This window comes from Pseudonocardia sp. EC080619-01 (assembly GCF_001420995.1).
Classification (GTDB): domain Bacteria; phylum Actinomycetota; class Actinomycetes; order Mycobacteriales; family Pseudonocardiaceae; genus Pseudonocardia.
Map to the genome: position 1 here is coordinate 3,772,929 of NZ_CP012184.1, position 20,088 is coordinate 3,793,016.

The following is a 20,088-nucleotide window of genomic DNA, read 5'->3' on the forward strand; positions in this document are numbered from 1 at the left end:
CGGCAGGGCCGGCACAGGCCCTATGATTCGAACGTCAGTTCGAGTACGCACCACCTTCCCCGTGGTGCGCCGGGCAGGTTCCGACCGGTCGGCAGGCCGGTCGCGGTGCGACGGGGGAGGTCCGTGTGGGCAGGGCTGCGCCGAGCGGGACGGTCTCGGACGAGAGGGTCACGGTCGTCGGGGGAGCGGCGGCGGTGGGCCGGGTGATCGGATCCGCGCCGGACGGTGCGGGGGAACCGGGCGGGGGCCCGGAACCCCGGTACCGCCCGGAGACCGGGGAGCCGCATCCCGGTCCGGAGGAGGCGGCCGGGCCGGTGATCGGGGCCGGTGTGCGGAGCGCGGGGACGGACGGGGAGCCCGTCCCCGCGGGCCGTGCCGGTTCCGGGGCCGGACCGCGGGCCGGGCTCGCCGGGTCCCGTGACCCCGGGAGCGGGCGGGAGCCGCTCCACGGGGCACGGGGCCCGGTCGGGGGGCCGGTGTCGGACCGGCTCGCCCGGGCCCGGCAGGTGCTGCACCGGGTGGAGACCCGGGCCGACGTCGAGCGGTCCCGTCCGGTTGCCCGTCCCGGGTGCGGGGCGACGGCGGCCGACGCGGGCCCCGCGCGCACCACCGGTACGGCCGATCCCGACGACGCCGTGCTGCTCCCGGTCCCCGGCCCGCTGGCCGGGTTGCTGCCGGCGGGCGGCCTGCGCCGGGGGTCCACGGTCGCGGTGGGAGCGGGCGCCGGCGCGGGGTCGTTGCTGTTCGCGCTGCTCGCCGCTGCGTCCGCGGAGGGATGCTGGGCGGGTGTCGTCGGGCGTCCCGGGCTGGGGGCGGCGGCCGCGGCCGAGGCGGGCGTGCGGCTGGACCGGCTCGCGCTGGTCCCGGATCCCGGTGCCGACCTGGTCGGGGTCACCGCGGCCCTGCTCGACGGGCTGGACCTGGTCGTGGTGGCGGGTCCGGAGCGGGCCGGGCTCCGTGCCGGTGACCGGCAACGTCTGACGGCGCGGGCCCGGCAGCGCGGGGCGGTGCTGCTGGCGCTGGGGTCCTGGCCCGGGGCGGACCTGCGGCTGCACTGCGAACGTCCACGCTGGGAGGGCGTGGGCCGCGGGGAGGGCCGGTTGCGGTACCGCCGGATCGAGGTGCGGGCGTCCGGGCGCGGGATCGGGCCCGCGGGCCGGGGCGCCGAGGTGCTGCTGCCGGGGCCGGGCGGGGCGGTACTCGCCGCCCCGGAGCAAGTGCCGGCCGGGAGCCGGCCGACGCCCGTCGCCGCCCCCGGGCAGGTGCTCCCCGGCCGGCCGGTCGTACAGGTGGCCGGATGAGCGCGGCGGGCAGCGCGGCGGACGTCGCCGACCCGGCCGCCCGGGGGCCGGGCGGTGCGGGGGCGCGGGTGCCGGACCCGCGGGTGCTGGCGGTCTGGTCCCCGGACTGGCCGGTCACCGCGGCGGCCCGGGCCGCCCACGTCCCGGCGCACCGCCCTGCGGCGGTGTTCCACGCCAACCGGGTGCTGGCCTGTTCGGCCATCGCCCGCAGGCACGGGGTGCGCCGGGGGCTGCGACGGCGCGAGGCGCAGGCCCGGTGTCCCGACCTGGCGGTGCTCGCACCGGACCCGGGGCGGGACGCCCGGCTGTTCGAGCCGGTCGCGGCCGCGGTCGAGGGGCTCGCGCCGGGTGTGGAGGTCGTCCGTCCCGGGTTGCTCGTGCTGCCCGCCCGCGGCCCGGTCGGCTGGTTCGGCGGGGAGCGGGAGGCGATCGAGCGGCTGATCGACCAGGTCGCCCTGCACGCCGCGACGGAGTGCCAGATCGGTGTCGCCGACGGCATGTTCGCCGCCGAGCTCGCCGCCCGCCGGGGGCGCGGGGTGCCGTCCGGCCGGTCGGCGGAGTTCCTCGCACCGCTGGAGGTCGCCGAGCTCGACCGGGACCCGGAGACCGACCGCTCCGCGCTGATCGACCTCCTGCGCAGGCTCGGGCTGCGGTCGCTGGGTGCGTTCGGCGCGCTGACCGAGGCCGACGTCGCCTCCCGGTTCGGTGCCGACGCGGTGGCGGCGCACCGGCTCGCCCGCGGGCTCGATCCGCGGCCTCCGGTGCGGCGGGTCCCGCCGGAGGAGCTCGCCGCGGCGATCGAGCTGGATCCGCCGGTGGACCGGGTGGACGCGGCGGCGTTCGCCGCCCGCGGGCTGGCCACCCGGCTGCACGAGGCGCTCGCCGGGCACGGCCTGGCCTGCACGCGGCTCGGCGTGCACGCCCGCACCGACAGCGGAGAGGATCTGCTGCGGGTGTGGCGGTGCGCCGAACCGCTGACTCCCGCGGGCACCGTCGACCGGGTGCGCTGGCAGCTCGACTCGTGGCTCGGCCGCGGCGGCTCCGGCACCCTGGTCGCCCTGCGCCTCACCCCGGAGGACACCGTGGTGGCCGGCGCGCTGCAGCGCGGGTTGTGGGGCGACGTCGGTGAGAACGACGAACGCGCCGGTCGCGCGCTGGTCCGGGTGCAGGCGCTGCTCGGCCCGGAGTCCGTGGTCACCGCGGTCCCGACCGGTGGCCGGGATCCCGGGGAGCGGGTCCGGCTGGTGCCCTGGGGTGAGGAACGGGTCGTCGAGGCGCCGGCACCCCCGCGGTCGGGGGTGCCGAAGGATCCGCCGGCGTCGTGGCCGGGCCGGTTGCCGGCGCCGTCACCGGCGACGGTCCTGCCGGACCCGGCGCCGGTCCGGCTGCTCGACGCCGATGGCTCCGAGGTGTCCCTGCCGGCCCCGGACCTGCTCGACGGGGACCCGCACCGGATCTCCGGTGGAGGTGGTCCGGACCGCGAGATCGCGGGCTGGGCCGGCCCCTGGCCGGTGCACACCCGCTGGTGGGCCCCCGACGCCCCCGGCCCCACGGCCCGGTTGCAGGTCGCGCTCGCGGACGGCGCGGCGTTGCTGCTCGTCCACCGCGGGACGCGCTGGGAGGTGGCCGGTGTCTACGACTGAGACGGCCGGGACGCGGGCCCCGCTACCGGGCGGGGACCCCCGTCATGTCCACCGCGAAGCGACCGATCGCGTTGCCCATCGCCGTGACGTTCCGGTCCAGCGCCACCCGGTCGATGTTGGTCAGCCGGTCGCACGGCGTGTGGTAGCAGGCGTCGTAGGACTGGCCGGGCGTCCCGCCCCACTTCTGCGCCTGCTCCGGGGTCTTCCGCTCCTCGGCGCCGGTGAACAGCCCGCCCGCCGGGATCCCCGCCTCGATGAAGGGGCCGTAGTCGGAGCGGCCGTCGAACGCGGTGCCCTCCGGGCCCTGCACACCGGCGGCGACCAGCGACTCGGTCAGGACCTGCTCCGCGGCCCCCGAACCGGGCGGTCCGGCCTCGCCGCCGAGGCGGTCCGAGTCGTCGCCGTCGTAGACCAGGTACGCCGCGTTCGGCGAGGCCACCATGTCGAAGTTCAGGTAGAGCCCGACCTTCGCCCGGTCCTGCTGCGAGAGCGACTCGACGTAGCGCGTCGCCCCGACCAGGCCGATCTCCTCGGCGCCCCACCAGGCGAAACGCACCTTCTGTCCGGCGGGCGGGGCCGCGCCGAGCTTCTGCGCGACGTCCAGCAGCGCGGCACTGCCGCTGCCGTTGTCGTTGATCCCCGCGCCCTCCGGCACGGAGTCCAGGTGTGCCCCGGCCATCACGACCCGGTCCGGGTCACCGGTGCTCGTCTCGGCGATCACGTTGCGGGAGGTCTGCTGCTGGATCGTGGTGTCCAGCAGGAGGGTGGCCTGCTGTCCGTCCCGGAGGGCGGCGCCGGCGGTCCTCTGCACGGCGGCGGTCGGCACGACGCCCGGTGTCTCGCCGAGGGTGGCGGGCAGCGCCGCGTCCTCGGTGTTGGTGACGATCACGGCCACCGCTCCGGCGGCCCCGGCCAGCCGCGACTTCTGCCCGAACTCGCAGACGCCCCGCTCGACGACGGCGATCGCGCCGGCCGGCATCTCGGCGTAGTCCTCGGCCTCGCACCCCGGGCTCGGATCCTGCGGGGCGCGCGGCCGGACCGACAGCGGTGCGGTCAGGCCGCCGGGCGGGGTGGCCGGCGAGAAGCTCAGCACCTCGGTGGGCACCGGCGCGCCCGCCACCGTCAGCCGGGCGTCGCCCGCGGTGAAGGTGCGGACGTCGAACGACGGCGTCTGCACGTCGTAGCCCGCCTCGCGCAGCGTGCGCGAGACGTAGTCGACGCTCGCGTCGTAGCCGGGGGTGCCGATCGCCCGGTTGCCGTCGTTCGCGTCGGCGATCTTCTGCAGCTGCTCGAGGTGGGCGTAGGCGGCGTCACCGCTCACCGCCCCGGCCAGCCGGGCGGGCAGGCCCGGATCGGACTGGGGTGTGGCGCCGTCGGTGCCGGCGGCCCCCGGCGGGAGGACGGCCGTGCCCGGTCCGGCCGGGACGTTCGCGCAGGCGGCCAGCGCGGCCACCGCCACACCGGCTCCGAGCACCCGAGCCAGGCGGCGGCCGGCCACCCGGCGCCGGGTGCTGCCGCCCGGCGTCGTTCCCGTCGTTGCCGTCCTCATGGTCCCCCCACTGTCCGGCCCGGTCCCGGGCGTCGTCGGCACCGGCGGTCCGGTGCTCGTGGTGCGCGGCCGGACACGGTCCGGGTGCACGGCGTCGCACCAGGATCCGTCATCAGGTGTGGACGTGTCGTGAACTCTCGATCTCGACACGGGGTCCCCGATCGGGCGGTATGTCCCGGGAACCGGACGAACGGAGCGGATCCACGGTCGGTTCACGGTCCTGTCTCAGGACTTCCACAGGTTCGGCTGGTGGACTCGTTCCTGTCGGTGAGGCACTCGCGAGCAGCCCGCCGACATCCGACAGGGCCCTCCGGGTGGCCCCGCGGCCCGGCGCTGGGGAGCGGCCGGTGCCGTGGAGGAATCCGGTACCGCCGTGCGGGGCCGCCCGGCGCTGGGGAGCGGCCGGCCGGTCCCCGCACGGCACGCCCGTCGCCTCCCTCCGGTCCCGCGCGGGAGCACTCGCGCATCGAACTGACGTTCGAGTACTCTCGGGCCGTGGGCTGGCAGAATCCGGACGTCCCGTGGTCCGAGCTGGAGGGTGCGCTCTCGGGCCGGTCCGTCCGCGACGGTTCGAGCCTGCGCGGTGGCCCGGAGGCCGACGGCGGCGACGCCCCGGCCTGGTCCGCCCACCGCGGACCGTACGAACCGCCCGCGGGCCTGCGGGCCGGTGCGGCGACCGTCCCGTACGCCGAGCTGCACTGTCACTCGCACTTCAGCTTCCTGGACGGCGCGAGCGCCCCCGAGGAGCTCGTCGAGCGGGCCGCCGAGCTGGGGCTCGAGGCGATCGCGCTCACCGACCACGACGGCATGTACGGCGTGGTCCGGTTCGCCGAGGCGGCCCGGGCGCTCGGCATCCGGACCGTGTTCGGCGCCGAGCTGAGCCTGGGCCTGTCCGCCCCGCAGAACGGTGTCGCCGACCCGGAGGGGGAGCACCTGCTCCTGCTCGCCCGCGGGCCCGATGGCTACCGCGCGCTGTGCCGCACGATCTCCACCGCGCAGATGCGCGGCGGTGAGAAGGGCCGCCCGGTCTACGACCTCGACGAGGTCGTCGCCGACACCGCGGGCCGGGTCGTCGTGCTCACCGGCTGCCGCAAGGGCGCGGTGCGCCGGGCGCTGGACCGGCACGGACCCGGGGCGGCGGCCGCCGCGCTGGAGCGCCTCGCGGAACGGTTCGGCCGGGAGAACGTGCGGGTGGAGCTCACCGTGCACGGCGAGCCGTGCGACACCGAGCGGAACGACGCGCTGGCCGCGCTCGCCGCCGCGGCCGGTGTCGCGACCGTCGCCACCACCGCCGCGCACTACGCGGCCCCGGACCGGGCGCCGCTGGCCGCCACGGTCGCCGCGGTGCGGGCCCGGCGCAGCCTGGACGAGATCGACCCGTGGCTGCCCGCGGCGGGCACGGCACACCTTCGGTCCGGCCGGGAGATGACGCGCCGGTTCGAGGACCGGCACCCGGGCGCGGTGGCCCGGGCGGCCGGGCTGGGCCGGGAGCTGGCGTTCGAGCTGCACCTGGTGGCGCCGGACCTGCCGCCGTTCGACGTGCCGGAGGGGGAGACCGAGGCCTCGTGGCTGCGGGCGCTCACCGAGCGCGGGCGGCTGCAGCGTTACGGCAGCCACGACGAGAACCCGTTCGCCGCGTACACCGTCGAGCGCGAGCTGGCGATCATCGAGGAGAAGAACTTCCCCGGCTACTTCCTGATCGTGCACGACATCGTGGACTTCTGCCGCCGCGAGGACATCTTCTGCCAGGGCCGGGGATCCGCCGCGAACTCCGCGGTCTGCTACGCGCTGGGCATCACCAACGTCGACGCCGTCCGGCACGGCCTGCTGTTCGAGCGGTTCCTGTCCCCGGACCGCGACGGCTACCCCGACATCGACCTGGACATCGAGTCCGGACGGCGGGAGGAGGCGATCCAGTACGTCTACCGGCGCTACGGCCGGCTCTTCGCCGCACAGGTCGCGAACGTGATCACCTACCGGCCGCGGTCGGCGGTCCGCGACACCGCCCGTGCGCTCGGGTTCTCACCCGGCCAGCAGGACGCGTGGAGCAAGCGGGTGGAGCGGTGGCACGCGCTGGAGGCGTCCGAACTCGGGACGGGCGGGGAGCAGACACTGCAGATGCCGCCGCTGCTGCTCGATCTCGCCGGGCAGCTCATGGGCGCACCCCGGCACCTCGGCATCCACTCCGGCGGCATGGTCATCTGCGACCGTCCGGTGTCCGAGGTCGTCCCGGTGGAGTGGGCCCGGATGGAGGACCGCACGGTCGTCCAGTGGGACAAGGAGGACTGCGCGGCGGCCGGCCTGGTCAAGTTCGACCTGCTCGGCCTGGGCATGCTCACCGCCCTGCACCTGATGGCCGACCTGGTCGAGCGGAACGACGGCACCCGGATCGAGCTGCACCGGATCGGTGAGTCCGACCCGGAGGTGTACGCGATGCTCTCCCGCGCCGACTCGGTCGGGGTGTTCCAGGTCGAGTCCCGCGCCCAGATGGCGACGCTGCCGCGGCTGCGCCCCCGCGAGTTCTACGACCTGGTCGTCGAGGTCGCGCTGATCCGGCCGGGCCCGATCCAGGGCGGCTCGGTGCACCCCTACATCCGGCGCCGCAACAGGATCGACGACTGGGAGCACGACCACCCGCTGCTGAAGCCCGCGCTGGACAAGACCCTGGGCATCCCGCTGTTCCAGGAACAGATGATACAGATCGCCGTCGACGTCGCCGGGTTCTCCGCCGCCGAGGCCGACGAGCTGCGCCGCGCGATGGGCGCCAAGCGCTCCACCGAGAAGATGGAGCGGTTGCGGGGCCGGTTCTTCGACGGGATGGCGGCCAACGGGATCACCGGCGAGCTCGCGGAGACGATCTTCACGAAGATGCTGGCCTTCGCGAACTTCGGTTTCCCGGAGAGCCACTCGATCAGCTTCGCGGCGCTCGTCTACTACTCGGCCTGGTTCAAGCTCTATCACCCGGCGGCGTTCTGCGCGGCGCTGCTCAACGCCCAGCCGATGGGGTTCTACTCACCGCAGTCGCTGGTCGCCGACGCCCGCCGGCACGGCGTGCGGGTCCGCCGTCCGGACGTGAACGAGGGCCGGGCCGACGCGATCCTGCAGCCCGACCCGGACAGCACCGGCGGGTGGGCGGTCCGCCTCGGGCTGTCCGGGATCCGCACGATCGGCACCGACCTCGCCGGTGCGGTCGACGCCGTGCGGGCGTCCGCGGGGCCGTTCGCCGATCTCCCCGACCTGGCCCGCCGGGTCCGGCTGACCGGGCCGCAGGCCGAGGCGCTGGCCACCGCGGGGGCGTTCGGCTGTTTCGGGGTGGAGCGCCGGGAGGCGCTGTGGGCGGCCGGCGTCGTCGCGGGGGTCCGGCCCGAGCACCTGCCCGGCACCGCCGTCGGCTTCGACGCACCGGCGCTGCCCGGGATGACCGACGCCGAGCTGACCGTCTCCGACGTCTGGGCCACCGGCGTCTCACCGGACAGCCACCCGGTGCAGCACCTGCGGGGGAAGCTCGACGGGCTCGGTGCGGTCCGGATCGACCGGCTCGACGACGTCGGCCGTCGCGCCGGGCCGGACGCGCCGCCCCGGGTCCTGGTCGGCGGCCTGGTCACGCACCGGCAGCGCCCGGCGACGGCGCGCGGGGTGACGTTCGTGAACCTGGAGGACGAGTCCGGGATGCTGAACGTGACCTGCTCCGAGGGCCTGTGGGCGCGGTACCGGTCGGTGGCGCTGGGCAGCGCCGCGCTGCTGGTGCGCGGACGGCTGGAACGCAGCCCCGAGGGCGTCCTCAACCTGCTGGCGGACCGGCTCCAGCGGATGCCGCTGGCCGTCCCCGTGCAGTCCCGCGACTTCCGCTGACCTGCACCGGACACGGCTCGAGGAGCCCAGGTCCGGTGACACCGGACCGGAGCTCCTCGAGCCGCGGATCCCGCGGATGCGTCAGGACTTGACCAGCGGGTTGCCCATCGCCATCGCGCGTCCACCGAGGGTCTGGCCGAAGGCGTCGAACAGGATATACGCGAACACGATGCAGAACCCGAAGGTCGTGATCCCGGCGATCGGGAACAGCCCCGCGTTCCCGGCCGTGACGCCGAGGTAGGCCAGCACGAAGGTGATGTCCACCAGTACGAAGCCGATCGTGAACATCAGCGGCAGGCGCAGGGTGGCCAGCGTCAGCAGGATGAAGACCAGGGTGAACGACAGCAGGTAGGCCGACTGGATCGACCCGATCTGGTCGGTCGCCAGTGGTCCGCCCGTGCCGGCGTCGATGATCCAGCCGTTGTTCAGCGCCATCAGGAGGACACCGAAGCTGGTCCAGAACGCGGAGAACACCCCGAAGATCGCGGCGGTGACACTGTCCCCGACCCGCAGTGCGGACATCGCGGCCAGCAGCAGGAACAGGCCCGCGGAGAAGGTGACGATCGGGATCATGCCGCCGGGCAGCGCGGTGGTGTCCAGGTAGCCGACGAACCAGAGGCCCAGCGTGATGCCCGAGGGCAGGAAGCAGATCAGGCCCATCAGGGCGGGGTTGGCGGCCGGCGCGGCCGCCGCGGGCGGGGCGGCCGTCTGGGCCCCAGCGGTCTCGCTCTCCACACTCATCGCAGACTCCTCGTCGAGTTCGGTCACCGGTCCGGCACCGGCCGTGTGATTCTGCTCTCGTCGAGATCGTTTCCGGCCCCTCCGGACGACCAGACCGCATCCCCTACCCCGGTTGCACGCAGAAAGCCTGTTCTCCCAGGTCGGACCGCCCGGATCCTCTACCTCGGCGGCACGTCCGCGTCCTTCGGTCAGGTTCGGCGGCCCGTACCCGCACCTGCGAGGATGCCTGATGTGAGTGCAACGGTCATGGACGGCAAGGCGACCCTGGCGGAACTGCTCGAGGATCTGCGGGTCCGCGTCGAGAAGCTGACGGCGGCCGGGCGGACCCCCGGCCTGGGAACCGTCCTGGTCGGTGACGACCCCGGATCACACGCCTACGTCCGCGGCAAGCACCGCGACTGCGCGAAGGTCGGGATCACCTCCCTGCAGCGCGAGCTGCCGGCCGACGCGAGCCAGGCCCAGGTCGACGACACGATCGACGAGCTGAACGCCGACCCGTCGTGCACGGGGTTCATCGTCCAGCTCCCGCTCCCGGCCGGGCTGGACTCGGGTGCCGCGCTGGAGCGCGTCGACCCGCTCAAGGACGCCGACGGCCTCCACCCGGTCAACCTCGGCCGGCTGGTGCTCGGTGAGCCCGGTCCGCTGCCGTGCACGCCGCGCGGGATCGTCGCGCTGTGCCGGCGCTTCGGTGTCGAGCTGGACGGCGCGCGGGTCGTAGTGGTCGGGCGCGGGGTCACCGTCGGCCGTCCGCTGGGCCTGCTGCTGACCCGGCGCAGCGAGAACGCCACCGTGACCCTGTGCCACACGGGTACGACGGACCTGACCGCGCACCTGCGGGAGGCCGACGTCGTCGTCGCGGCCGCGGGCAGGGCGGGACTGATCACCGCGGACCAGGTCAAGCCGGGGGCGGCGGTGCTCGACGTCGGCGTGACCCGGACCGATCTCGGCCTGGTCGGCGACGTCGCACCGGAGGTCGCGGAGGTGGCCGGGCTGCTGGCGCCGATGCCGGGTGGTGTCGGCCCGATGACCCGCGGGATGCTGCTGACGAACGTGGTCGAGGCCGCGGAGCGCGCGGCGGGCTGAGCGTCCGGCACCCGGCCGGGGCGGAGGAGCACCGATGGCGACGACCCGGAGCGGGTTCGGGCTGCGAGCGCGGCTGCGCGCGTACTGGCCGCTGCTCACCGTCCTCGCGATCGCCCTGATCGGGCTGCAGCGGGTGGCCACCGAGCACTGGCGGGAGGGATCGGCCGCCCTCGGTGTCGCGATGCTCGTCGCGGCCGTGCTGCGGGTGGTGCTGCCGCCGGACCGGGTGGGGCTGCTCGCCGTCCGCGGCCGCTACGTCGACGCGCTCGTCTACGGCGGGTTCGGCCTCGCCGTGCTGGCGCTGGCCCTGACGATCACCCGGGGCTCGCTGACCGTCAGCTGAGCCCGCTCAGCGCCGGGCGCCGCCGGGAGTGGCGGGTCCGGCCGGGCGACGGGTGGGCGGGCGCCGCGGACCGGCCGGGCGCTTGCTGCCCGGGCGCCCGGGGCCGGTGCTGGTGGCCCGGGGGCCGTGCGACGTCCCGGGCGTACGACGGTCCGGCCGGGCGGGGCCGGTGGCCCCGGGCGGCACGGCGGTCGGCTGCTTGATAATGATCATCGCTAACAGAATTCTACCGGGCGCTACGCACGCTGGGTGACGGGGGATGCCGCCGGACGGGTCCAAGATCGTCCCCGTCGGCCTCCGGGTCACCCGATGATCGCAATGGTGATCATCCGGGTGGCCGTATGTGAGCAGGGGTCGCCCCGTATGCGCCGAGGGCCCGTCCCGGCGATGCGGGTACGGGCCCTCGTGCGGAGGTGGTGCGCGGGATCAGCTCCTGCCAGCGAACCCGTCGATCGCGGCGTTGAGGGTCGCGCTCGGACGCATCACCGAGTCGGCCTTCGCGCGGTCCACGTAGTAGTAGCCGCCGAGGTCGACCGGGTCGCCCTGCGCGCCGTTCAGCTCACCGAGGATGGTCTCCTCCTGCTCGCCGAGGGCCTTCGCCAGCGGGGCGAACACCGCGGCCAGCTCCGGGTCCTCGGTCTGCTCGGCGAGCGCCTGGGCCCAGTACCACGCGACGTAGAAGTGGCTGCCCCGGTTGTCCAGCTCGTTGACCTTGCGGGACGGCGACTTCCCGTTCTCCAGGAGCAGGCCGGTCGCGTCGTCGAGTGCCTGGCCCAGCAGCTTCGCGCGCAGCGGGTCCGGCGACTTCGACGCCAGCATCTCCAGCGAGACGGCCAGCGCCAGGAACTCGCCGAGGGAGTCCCACCGCAGGTGGTTCTCCTTCTGCAGCTGCTGGACGTGCTTCGGCGCCGAACCGCCGGCGCCGGTCTCGAACAGGCCGCCACCGTTCATCAGCGGGACGATCGAGAGCATCTTCGCCGAGGTGCCCAGCTCGAGGATCGGGAACAGGTCGGTCAGGTAGTCGCGCAGCACGTTGCCGGTGACCGAGATGGTGTCCTCGCCCTTGCGTGCCCGTTCCAGGGTGTACCGGGTGGCCTCGCCGACCGGGAGGATCTCGATGGTCAGACCGTCGGTGTCGAGCTCGCCCAGGTAGGTCTCGACCTTGGCGATCAGCTGCGCGTCGTGGGCGCGCGAGGAGTCCAGCCAGAACACGGCCGGGGACCCGGTGGCGCGGGCCCGGTCGACGGCCAGCCCGACCCAGTTGCGGATCGGGGCGTCCTTGGTCTGGCAGGCGCGCCAGATGTCGCCCTCGGCGACCTCGTGGGAGAGCTTCTCCTCGCCGGAGGCGGCGTCGACCACGCGGACGGTGCCCGCGGAGACGATCTCGAAGGTCTTGTCGTGCGAGCCGTACTCCTCGGCCTTCTGCGCCATCAGGCCGACGTTCGGGACGGTGCCCATCGTCGTCGGGTCGAAGGCACCGTTGGCGATGCAGTGCTTGACGGTCTCGTCGTACAGGTCGGCGTAGGACGAGTCCGGGATGACGAACTTGGCGTCCTGCGTCGCGTCGTCGGCGTTCCACATCTGGCCCGAGGACCGGATCGCGGCCGGCATCGACGCGTCGATGATGACGTCGCTGGGGACATGCAGGTTGGTGATCCCGCGCGACGAGTCGACCTGGGCCAGCGCCGGGCCGGTCTCGTACGCGGCGGTGATCGCCTTCTCGATGGCCTCGCGCTTGTCGGCGGGCAGCTTCTCCAGCGCGGACAGCACCGAGGCCAGCCCGTCGTCCGGGTCGGCGCCGACCGAGGCGAGGTCGTCGCCGTAGGCGGCGAACACGTCGGCGAAGTAGGCGCGCACCGCGTGCCCGAAGATCTTCGGGTCGGAGACCTTCATCATCGTGGCCTTGAGGTGCACCGAGAACAGCACACCCTTCGCCTTCGCGTCGGCGACCTGCTCGGCGAGGAACGCCTGCAACGCCTCGCGCCGCATGACCGAGCCGTCGATCACCTCGCCGGCCAGGACCTTCACCGCGTCCTTGAGGACGGTGACGGTGCCGTCGGCGGCGACGTGCTCGATCCGCAGCGCGCCGTCGGCCGCGACGGTGAAGGACTTCTCGGAGTGCCGGAAGTCACCGTCGGACATGGTCGCGACGTGGGACTTCGAGTCGGAGTTCCAGGCGCCCATCGAGTGCGGGTGCTTCCGGGCGAAGTTCTTCACCGACGCCGGGGCGCGGCGGTCGGAGTTGCCCTCGCGCAGGACGGGGTTCACCGCGGAGCCCTTGACGGCGTCGTACGCGGCGCGGGCGGCCTTCTCGTCGTCGGTCCGCGGGTCCTCGGGGTAGTCCGGGACGTCGTAGCCGGCGCCCTGCAGTTCCTTGATCGCGGCCTTGAGCTGCGGGATCGAGGCGCTGATGTTCGGCAGCTTGATGATGTTGGCGTCCGGGGTCTTCGCCAGCTCGCCGAGCTCGGCGAGGGAGTCCGGGACGCGCTGCGCGTCGGTCAGCCGGTCCGGGAACTTCGCCAGGATGCGCGCGGCCAGCGAGATGTCACGGGTCTCCACGTCGACCCCGGCCTGCCCGGCGAAGGCCTCGATGACCGGCAGGAAGGAGTGGGTCGCCAGTGCCGGCGCCTCGTCGGTGTACGTGTAGATGAGCTTCATCGCGTGTCTGGCCTGCCTCGGGCTCGTCGGGTGTGTGCTGCGGCCCTGCCGCGACGCCGACGACCTGCCCGGGGTGACCGGGCGGGGGCCCCGGCGCGGCGGCCCGCTTTCCGCGGCACACGCTATCTCGTTCGGACCCCCGTCCGCCCGCAGGAGTAACCCGTCCGACACCCCGGCCGGTGGATCTGCGGAACGTGCCGGACCGGCTACCGTACGCACGACGACGACGGCGGGGAGGGGACGGACCGCGTGGCGAAGGTGAAGATCCCGGGGCTCACGAGGACGACGTTCCTGAGCGGATGGCCCCTGGTGGCGCTGATCGCGGTCGGGCTGACCGCCGTGGCCCTGCTCTACGGCGGCGCCACCGACGAGTTCGGCAGCACCTGCCGGGTGACCGTGCAGGCCGCCGAGGTGACGGTCCGTGCGGCGCCCGCGGCGTCCGCGCAGCCGGTCGACACGCTCACCCGGGGCGAGGAGGTCGGCGCCGAGACGATCGTCGACAGCGGCTTCCGCAAACTCACCGGCGGCGACCGGTGGGTGCCGTCGAACAGCGTCGCCGCGACCGCGGGCAGCGTGTGCTGAGGGGGTTGCAGCGCGTGACCTCCGGTACGGGAGGGTAGGGGCGTGCCTCCTCCCGTCCGTGCCCTCGCCACCGCGAACGTCAACGGTGTCCGGGCGGCCACCGGCAAGGGGCTGCTCGACTGGCTGGCGGTCACCGACGTCGACGCCGTCTGCCTCCAGGAGGTCCGGGCGCGGCCCGAGGAGCTGCCTGCGGCCCTCACCGACGCGCTCGCGGCCGCCGGATGGCACCTGCGTCTCGCGCCGTGCGAGACGGCGAAGGGGCGCAACGGCGTCGCCGTCCTGAGCCGGTCCGAGCCGGAGGCGGTGCGCATCGGCTTCGGCGACCCGGCCACCGACCTCGATGGCCGCTACCTCGAGGTCGACCTGCCCGGTGACCTCACCGTCGCCTCGCTGTACCTGCCCAAGGGCGTCGCGGGCACGGACAAGCAGGACGCCAAGGACGCGTTCCTCAAGACCTTCGGCGACCACCTGCGCACCGCGTTCGCGCGGTGCGCCGCCACCGGCCGCGAGATGGTCGTCGCCGGTGACTGGAACATCGCTCCCACCGAGCAGGACCTGCGGAACTGGCGCAACAACCAACGCAACTCCGGGTTCCTGCCGCACGAGCGCGAGTGGTTCGCCGGACTCCTGGAGCACGGCTGGACCGACGTCGTCCGCGCCCTGCACCCCGGCACCGACGGGCCGTACTCGTGGTGGACCTACCGCGGCCGCGCGTTCGACAACGACGTCGGCTGGCGGATCGACCACCTCCTGACGACGCCGGGGCTCGCCGCGGCCGCGCACGAGGCCGTCGTGGAGCGCGCGCCGTCGCACGACACCCGCTGGTCGGACCACGCGCCCGTGGTGGTCCGGCTCGGCCCCGGCGCCCCGGCCGGAGGTACCGAGTGATCGAGAGCAGGGTCGTCGGGGGTCGCTACCTCCTGCTCGACGAGCTCGACCGGCGCGGGTTCGGCCCGTCCCGGCGTGCCGAGGACCGGATCACCGGCCGGACCGTGGCCGTCACCGAGATCGTGATGCCCGCCGACGGTGCCGCGCGGCAGCGGCTGCTCGCCGAGGTCCGGGCCGCGGGCCGGCTGCGGCACCCGGGCGTCGTCGGCGTCCTGGACCTGATCACCGACCGGGCCGCGGACGGCGGCATGCGCGAGTACCTGGTCACCGAGCACCCCGACGCCCGCCCGCTCGGGCGGCTCGTCGCCGGTGACGATCCGCCGTCGCTGCGCGCCGTCGCCGGGATCGGCCGCGAGGTGCTGGCCGCACTGCGCGACGTGCACGCCGGCGCGGGCACGCACGGCGGTCTCGACCCGGACTGCGTCCTGATCACGCCGGACGGCCGCGCGCTGGTCACCGACGTCGGGCTGAGCCGGGCCGTCGGACCGCGGGCCGCCGGCGCCGACACCGGGGCCTTCACCGCGCCCGAACGCGACGGCGGCACCGGGGACACCCCGGCCGCGGACCTGTGGAGCCTCGGCGCGGTGCTGCACCACGCCGGCGGCCGGGAGGCCGCCCCGGGCAGCCCGCTGGCGCAGGCGATCACCGGTTTGACCGCGGCCGACCCTGCGGAGCGACTGGGGCCGGACGACGCCGACGCGCTGCTGGGACGGGCCGCCGGGCCCCGTGGGAGCGGCGGTGACCTGGGGCGGAACCGGTGGATCCTGCTGGTCGTGGCCGCGTTGCTGGCCGTCGCCGTCGTCGCGATGCTCCTCTGGGTCGTGCGTTAGGCCACCCGGAAACCGCTCGCCCGCACCACCAGGATGGAGTCATGAGCGAGACCACCGGCGCCGCCGAGCACCCCGCCGACCACCCCCGCGTCGCGTCCGTGAAGGAGTCGTTGCGCCGGGCCGGCGCCGACCCGGCGTCGATCGCCGGGCTCGCCCTGCTGCCCGACGCGGTGACGACCGCGGCCGCCGCGGCCGCCGCGCTGGACGTCGAGGTCGGCCAGATCGCGAACTCGCTGGTGTTCGACGCCGGCGGGGAGCCGCTGCTCGTCCTCACCTCGGGCCGGCACCGGGTGGACACCGACCGGGTCGCGGCACTCCTGGGGGTGGCCGTCGGGCGGGCCGACAAGGAGTTCGTGCGGACGGCGACCGGGCAGGTCATCGGCGGTGTGGCGCCCGTCGGGCACCCGGCGCCGCTGCGCACCCTGGTCGACGTCGCCCTCGACGACTACGACCGCGTCTGGGCCGCGGGTGGTGTCGCGCGGTCGGTGTTCCCGACGACCTTCGCCGAACTCGTCGCGGTCACCGGTGGCACGGCGGCCGAGGTCGCCTAGATCTATTCCCGGCAGTGAGGAGATGCTCCGTAGTCGATCGGAGGGTCGCTGCGCCGTTCCGGGGTACCTAGTGTGGATCCCATGGCCGACACTCCTGCCGCCCCCGTCCCGGCCGAGGCCGCCCCGTCGGACTCCGCCCTGCGCCGGGCGCTGCGCCGGGTACGGGACGGGTCCACGCTGGACGTCACCGAGGCCGCCGTGCTGCTCGCCGCGCGTGGTGAGCATCTCGACGAGCTGCTCTCCCACGCCGGCCGCGTCCGCGACGCGGGCCTGGTCGAGGAGGGGCGCCCGGGCGTCGTCACGTACTCCCGCAACGTCTTCATCCCGCTGACCCGGCTGTGCCGGGACCGGTGTCACTACTGCACGTTCGCGACCGTCCCGCACCGGCTCGACTCGATGTTCCTGGAGCGCGACGAGGTCGTCGAGATCGCCCGGCAGGGTGCGGCGCAGGGGTGCAAGGAGGCGCTGTTCACCCTCGGGGACCGGCCCGAGGAGCGCTGGCCGCAGGCCCGTGAGTGGCTCGAGGCCCGTGGCTACGACTCGACGCTGGACTACGTCCGGGCCTGCGCGATCGCCGTGCTCGAGGAGACCGGGCTGCTGCCGCACCTGAACCCGGGGGTCATGTCCTGGGAGGAGATCACCCGGCTCAAGCCGGTCGCGGCCAGCATGGGGATGATGCTGGAGACCACCTCGCAGCGGCTGTTCGAGAAGGGCGGCCCGCACTTCGGCAGCCCCGACAAGGAGCCCGCGGTCCGGGTGCGCGCGCTCGCCGACGCCGGCCGCGTCGGCGTCCCCTTCACCACCGGGATCCTGATCGGGATCGGGGAGAACCGCACGGAGCGGGCCGAGTCGCTGTTCGCGATCCGGTCCGCCGCCCGCCAGCACGGGCACGTGCAGGAGGTCATCGTCCAGAACTTCCGGGCCAAGCCCGACACCGCGATGGCGAACGACCCGGACGCCGATCTCGACGACCTCGCCGCCACCATCGCCGTCTCCCGGCTCGTCCTGGGGCCCAAGGTCCGGCTGCAGGCACCGCCGAACCTGGTCGGCGACGAGCAGGCGCTGATGCTGCGCGCCGGGATCGACGACTGGGGCGGCGTGTCCCCGGTGACCGTCGACCACGTGTCCCCGGAGATGCCGTGGCCAGCCGTCGACGAGCTGGCCCGGGTCACCGCGGAGGAGGGCTTCGAGCTGCGCGAACGCCTCACCGCCTACCCGAAGTACGTGCGGGCCGGGTCGCCCTGGATCGACACCCGGCTGCACGGCCACGTCGCCGCGCTCGCGACGCCGGACGGCCTGGCCGACCCCGGCGCCGTCGTGCAGGGGCTGCCCTGGCAGGAGCCCGACGGCGGCTTCGAGTCCACCGGGCGGACCGACCTCCACACCGCCGTCGACACCGAGGGGCGGACCGACGACCGGCGCAGCGACTTCGGTTCGGTCTACGGCGACTGGGACGAGGTCGCGGCCGAGCTGGAGTCCCAGCGGGCGCGGGCGCCCGAGCGGCTGGCGGGGGACGTGAAGGCGGGGCTGGAGCTCGCCGCGTCCGACCCGGCCGCACTGCTGGACCCGGCGAACGAGGCCGCCGCGATGGCCGTCCTGACCGGCGAGGGGCCCGCGCTGCGGGAGCTGACCCGGCTCGCCGACGACGTCCGCAGGCAGGTCAACGGCGACGACGTCACCTACGTCGTCAACCGCAACATCAACTTCTCGAACGTCTGCTACGTCGGCTGCCGGTTCTGTGCGTTCGCCCAGCGCGAGCGCGACGCCGACGCCTTCCGGCTCTCGCTCGACGAGATCGCCCAGCGTGCCGCCGAGGCCGCCCGCGACGGTGCGACCGAGGTGTGCGTGCAGGGCGGCATCGACCCGCAGCTGCCGGTGTCGTTCTACGCCGACCTGGTGCGCGCGGTGCACGAGGCGGTGCCGGGGATGCACGTGCACGCGTTCTCCCCGATGGAGATCGTCTCCGCCGCCGCGAAGGCCGGGGTGTCGATCCGGGAGTGGCTGAGCGAGCTCAAGGCCGCCGGGCTCGGGTCGATCCCGGGTACGGCCGCGGAGATCCTCGACGACGAGGTCCGCTGGGTGCTGACCAAGGGCAAGCTGCCGGCGTCGCAGTGGATCGAGGTCGTGTCGACCGCGCACGAGCTGGGGATCCCGTCGTCGTCGACGATGATGTACGGCCACGTCGACGAGCCCCGGCACTGGCTGGGACACCTGCGCACGCTCGCCTCGGTCCAGGACCGGACCGGTGGGTTCACGGAGTTCGTCCCGCTGCCGTTCGTGCACCACAACGCGCCGATCTACCTCGCCGGGATCGCCCGGCCGGGGCCGACGGAGCGCGACAACCGGGCCGTGCACGCGTTCGCCCGGCTGGCCCTGCACGGCCGGATCGACCATGTCCAGGTGTCCTGGGTGAAGCTCGGTGACGAGCTGGCCGGCCAGGTGCTGAACGGCGGCGCCGACGACATGGGCGGCACGCTCATGGAGGAGACCATCAGCCGGATGGCCGGGTCGGAGAACGGCTCGGAGCGTTCGGTGGAGGAGCTGACGGAGATCGCGCACGCGGCCGGGCGCCCGGTGCGGCAGCGGACGACGACCTACCGCGGCGAGCCGTCGGTGCTCACCCCGGCGCGTCCGTCGGGTCCCCGGATGCTGCCGCTCGCCCCGGCCTGACCTCGTCGCGGGCGGACACGGCCGGGCGCCGTGTCCGTACCGTGGCCTGCATGGGTGTACTCGGAGAGATGTTCCCGCGGAAGCGGATCCACGAGGACTCGGACGCGGCTCAGGGCGGGGAGCAGTGGCGCCTGGGGCCGATCGACCTCGACAAGGGTGTCGTGACGGTGGAACCCGCGGCCGCGTCCGGCAGCGCCGACGACGACACCGACGCCGCCGACGACACGGCCGGTGACGGCGGCGACGAGACGGCCCCCCGGAACCGTCCCGCCTGACCGCACGACCGGCGGGAGTGCGGCGGCGTCCCCCTCTGCGCCGCCACGCGTCCCGACCGGTCGTGGACGGGTGGACCGCGCGCTCGGCGCGGACCCACCTTCCGCTCACACCCGGCGCGCGCTCCCCGCTGCACACCCGGCTTCGATGAGCAGAGTCAGACGCAGAGTACGATCATGGTCGGTCCAGGTCAAGGAGGAGGGTGCGTGCAGTCGCAGTCACTGGGTGCCGTCGGGCGCGGTCTCGGGCTGCTCGCCGACACCTGGACGCTGCTCATCCTGCAGCGCGCCTTCCTGGGAGTCCGCAGGTACGCGGGGTGGCGCGAGACCCTCAACATCTCCGACGCCACCCTGTCCGCGCGGCTGCGCTCGCTCGTCGAGGCCGGCCTGCTGGAGACCCGTCCTTATCGTGAGGGTGGCCGCGAGCGGCGCGAGTACGCGCTGACCCCGCGCGGCGAGGACGTCTGGAAGCTGTTGATCACCACGTGGGACTGGGAGAAGACCTGGGTGCCGCGGGAGGTGCCGCTGCCGGACATCGTGCACCGGGCGTGCGGCGAGCCGTCGCGGCCGCAGCTGCGGTGCGTCTCGTGCGGGGACGTCGTCGGTCCGCGGGACACCGAGTTCCACCGGGTCCCGGGGTCGCCCGGCCTGGAGGTCCTCGCCCGGCAGCACCCCCGGCGCACCCGCGGGACGCTGCCCGACGACCCGCTGTCGTTCCTCCCCGGTGCGATGGAGATCATCGGCGACCGGTGGGGGGTGACGGTGCTGGGCGCGGCGCTCACCGGCATCACGTCCTTCAGCTGCTTCACCACCGAGCTGGGGATCTCGCCGGAGGTGCTCTCCGACCGGCTGCGCCGGTTCGTGGAGCTGGGCGTGCTGGTCCGCACCGGGACGGGCAGCTACCGGCTGACGGACAAGGGACGCGCGTCGTTCCCGCTCCACGCCTGCCTCGTCGACTGGTCGCACCGCTGGATCGGCGGTGACGGCGCACCGATCGACATCGTCATCCGGCACGTGGGTTGCGGCGAGAACCTGCAGGTCCGGCTGGACTGTGACCGCTGCGGCCGGGCGTTCGACCGGGGCTCGGTGTCCCCGGTCCAACCCCGTTGATCGGGCTGGAACGAT

Annotated in this window: 15 protein-coding genes; 12 read left to right on the plus strand and 3 right to left on the minus strand. The window is 74.5% G+C overall.

Translation table 11 applies throughout. From position 1 onward, the window contains the following. Window positions 1–203: 203 nt before the first annotated feature. Both AD017_RS37440 and AD017_RS17715 read left to right on the plus strand, forming a co-directional pair. Window positions 204–1,301 carry a hypothetical protein gene (locus AD017_RS37440; protein WP_174521758.1) on the plus strand — a complete coding sequence of 366 codons (1,098 nt, stop codon included), beginning with the start codon at window positions 204–206 and terminating at the stop codon, window positions 1,299–1,301. Next, window positions 1,298–2,944: a DNA polymerase Y family protein gene (locus AD017_RS17715; RefSeq protein WP_082539072.1), complete on the plus strand. Its 1,647-nt coding sequence runs from the start codon at window positions 1,298–1,300 to the stop codon at window positions 2,942–2,944. The genes AD017_RS37440 and AD017_RS17715 overlap by 4 nt, the downstream gene beginning before the upstream one ends. A 22-nt stretch (window positions 2,945–2,966) precedes the next feature. On the opposite strand, the gene AD017_RS17720 is transcribed toward AD017_RS17715, so the two are convergent. Beyond that, window positions 2,967–4,493, minus strand: a complete 1,527-nt coding sequence (locus AD017_RS17720) for a M28 family metallopeptidase (RefSeq protein ID WP_082398787.1) — start codon at window positions 4,491–4,493, stop codon at window positions 2,967–2,969. A 495-nt stretch (window positions 4,494–4,988) separates the two neighbouring features. Here AD017_RS17720 and AD017_RS17730 point away from each other — a divergent pair, with 495 nt between their 5' ends. Further along, window positions 4,989–8,345 carry an error-prone DNA polymerase gene (locus AD017_RS17730; RefSeq protein WP_060574871.1) on the plus strand — a complete coding sequence of 1,119 codons (3,357 nt, stop codon included), beginning with the start codon at window positions 4,989–4,991 and terminating at the stop codon, window positions 8,343–8,345. Window positions 8,346–8,426: 81 nt separating this feature from the next. Here AD017_RS17730 and AD017_RS17735 read toward each other — a convergent pair whose 3' ends face one another. Then, on the minus strand, window positions 8,427–9,086 hold the full coding sequence (locus AD017_RS17735; protein ID WP_033200406.1) for a GPR1/FUN34/YaaH family transporter: 660 nt from the start codon (window positions 9,084–9,086) through the stop codon (window positions 8,427–8,429). A gap of 231 nt (window positions 9,087–9,317) precedes the next feature. Between AD017_RS17735 and AD017_RS17740 the strand changes: the two genes are divergently transcribed. Both AD017_RS17740 and AD017_RS17745 read left to right on the plus strand, forming a co-directional pair. Next, the gene (locus AD017_RS17740) at window positions 9,318–10,169 is read left to right on the plus strand and encodes a bifunctional methylenetetrahydrofolate dehydrogenase/methenyltetrahydrofolate cyclohydrolase (RefSeq protein ID WP_029239886.1); all 852 of its coding nucleotides are present in this window, start codon (window positions 9,318–9,320) and stop codon (window positions 10,167–10,169) included. 34 nt (window positions 10,170–10,203) lie between these two features. Then, window positions 10,204–10,512, plus strand: coding sequence for a DUF3017 domain-containing protein (locus tag AD017_RS17745; protein WP_060574872.1), 309 nt, complete (start codon window positions 10,204–10,206; stop codon window positions 10,510–10,512). A 426-nt stretch (window positions 10,513–10,938) separates the two neighbouring features. On the opposite strand, the gene AD017_RS17750 is transcribed toward AD017_RS17745, so the two are convergent. Then, a complete protein-coding gene (locus tag AD017_RS17750; RefSeq protein ID WP_060574873.1) occupies window positions 10,939–13,170 on the minus strand; it encodes an NADP-dependent isocitrate dehydrogenase in 2,232 nt (743 codons plus the stop codon). 249 nt (window positions 13,171–13,419) lie between these two features. Here AD017_RS17750 and AD017_RS17755 point away from each other — a divergent pair, with 249 nt between their 5' ends. From AD017_RS17755 to AD017_RS17785, 7 genes are all read left to right on the plus strand, one after another. Continuing rightward, entirely contained in the window at window positions 13,420–13,752 is a 333-nt protein-coding gene (locus tag AD017_RS17755; protein WP_010234099.1) for a hypothetical protein, read from the plus strand. A gap of 42 nt (window positions 13,753–13,794) precedes the next feature. Continuing rightward, window positions 13,795–14,640 (plus strand): exodeoxyribonuclease III, encoded by an 846-nt coding sequence (locus AD017_RS17760; protein WP_060574874.1) that lies wholly within the window; start codon window positions 13,795–13,797, stop codon window positions 14,638–14,640. Further along, window positions 14,637–15,470 (plus strand): protein kinase, encoded by an 834-nt coding sequence (locus AD017_RS17765; protein WP_060574875.1) that lies wholly within the window; start codon window positions 14,637–14,639, stop codon window positions 15,468–15,470. Before AD017_RS17760 ends, AD017_RS17765 begins: the two co-directional genes overlap by 4 nt. Before the next feature lie 41 nt (window positions 15,471–15,511). Then, on the plus strand, window positions 15,512–16,021 hold the full coding sequence (locus tag AD017_RS17770; protein WP_060574876.1) for a YbaK/EbsC family protein: 510 nt from the start codon (window positions 15,512–15,514) through the stop codon (window positions 16,019–16,021). Window positions 16,022–16,102: 81 nt separating this feature from the next. Further along, entirely contained in the window at window positions 16,103–18,691 is a 2,589-nt protein-coding gene (locus AD017_RS17775) for a bifunctional FO biosynthesis protein CofGH (RefSeq protein ID WP_010229368.1), read from the plus strand. A 50-nt stretch (window positions 18,692–18,741) separates the two neighbouring features. After that, window positions 18,742–18,966 (plus strand): hypothetical protein, encoded by a 225-nt coding sequence (locus tag AD017_RS17780; RefSeq protein WP_060574877.1) that lies wholly within the window; start codon window positions 18,742–18,744, stop codon window positions 18,964–18,966. Between the two features lie 204 nt (window positions 18,967–19,170). Further along, window positions 19,171–20,073: a helix-turn-helix domain-containing protein gene (locus AD017_RS17785; protein WP_060574878.1), complete on the plus strand. Its 903-nt coding sequence runs from the start codon at window positions 19,171–19,173 to the stop codon at window positions 20,071–20,073. The last annotated feature ends 15 nt before the right edge of the window (window positions 20,074–20,088 follow it).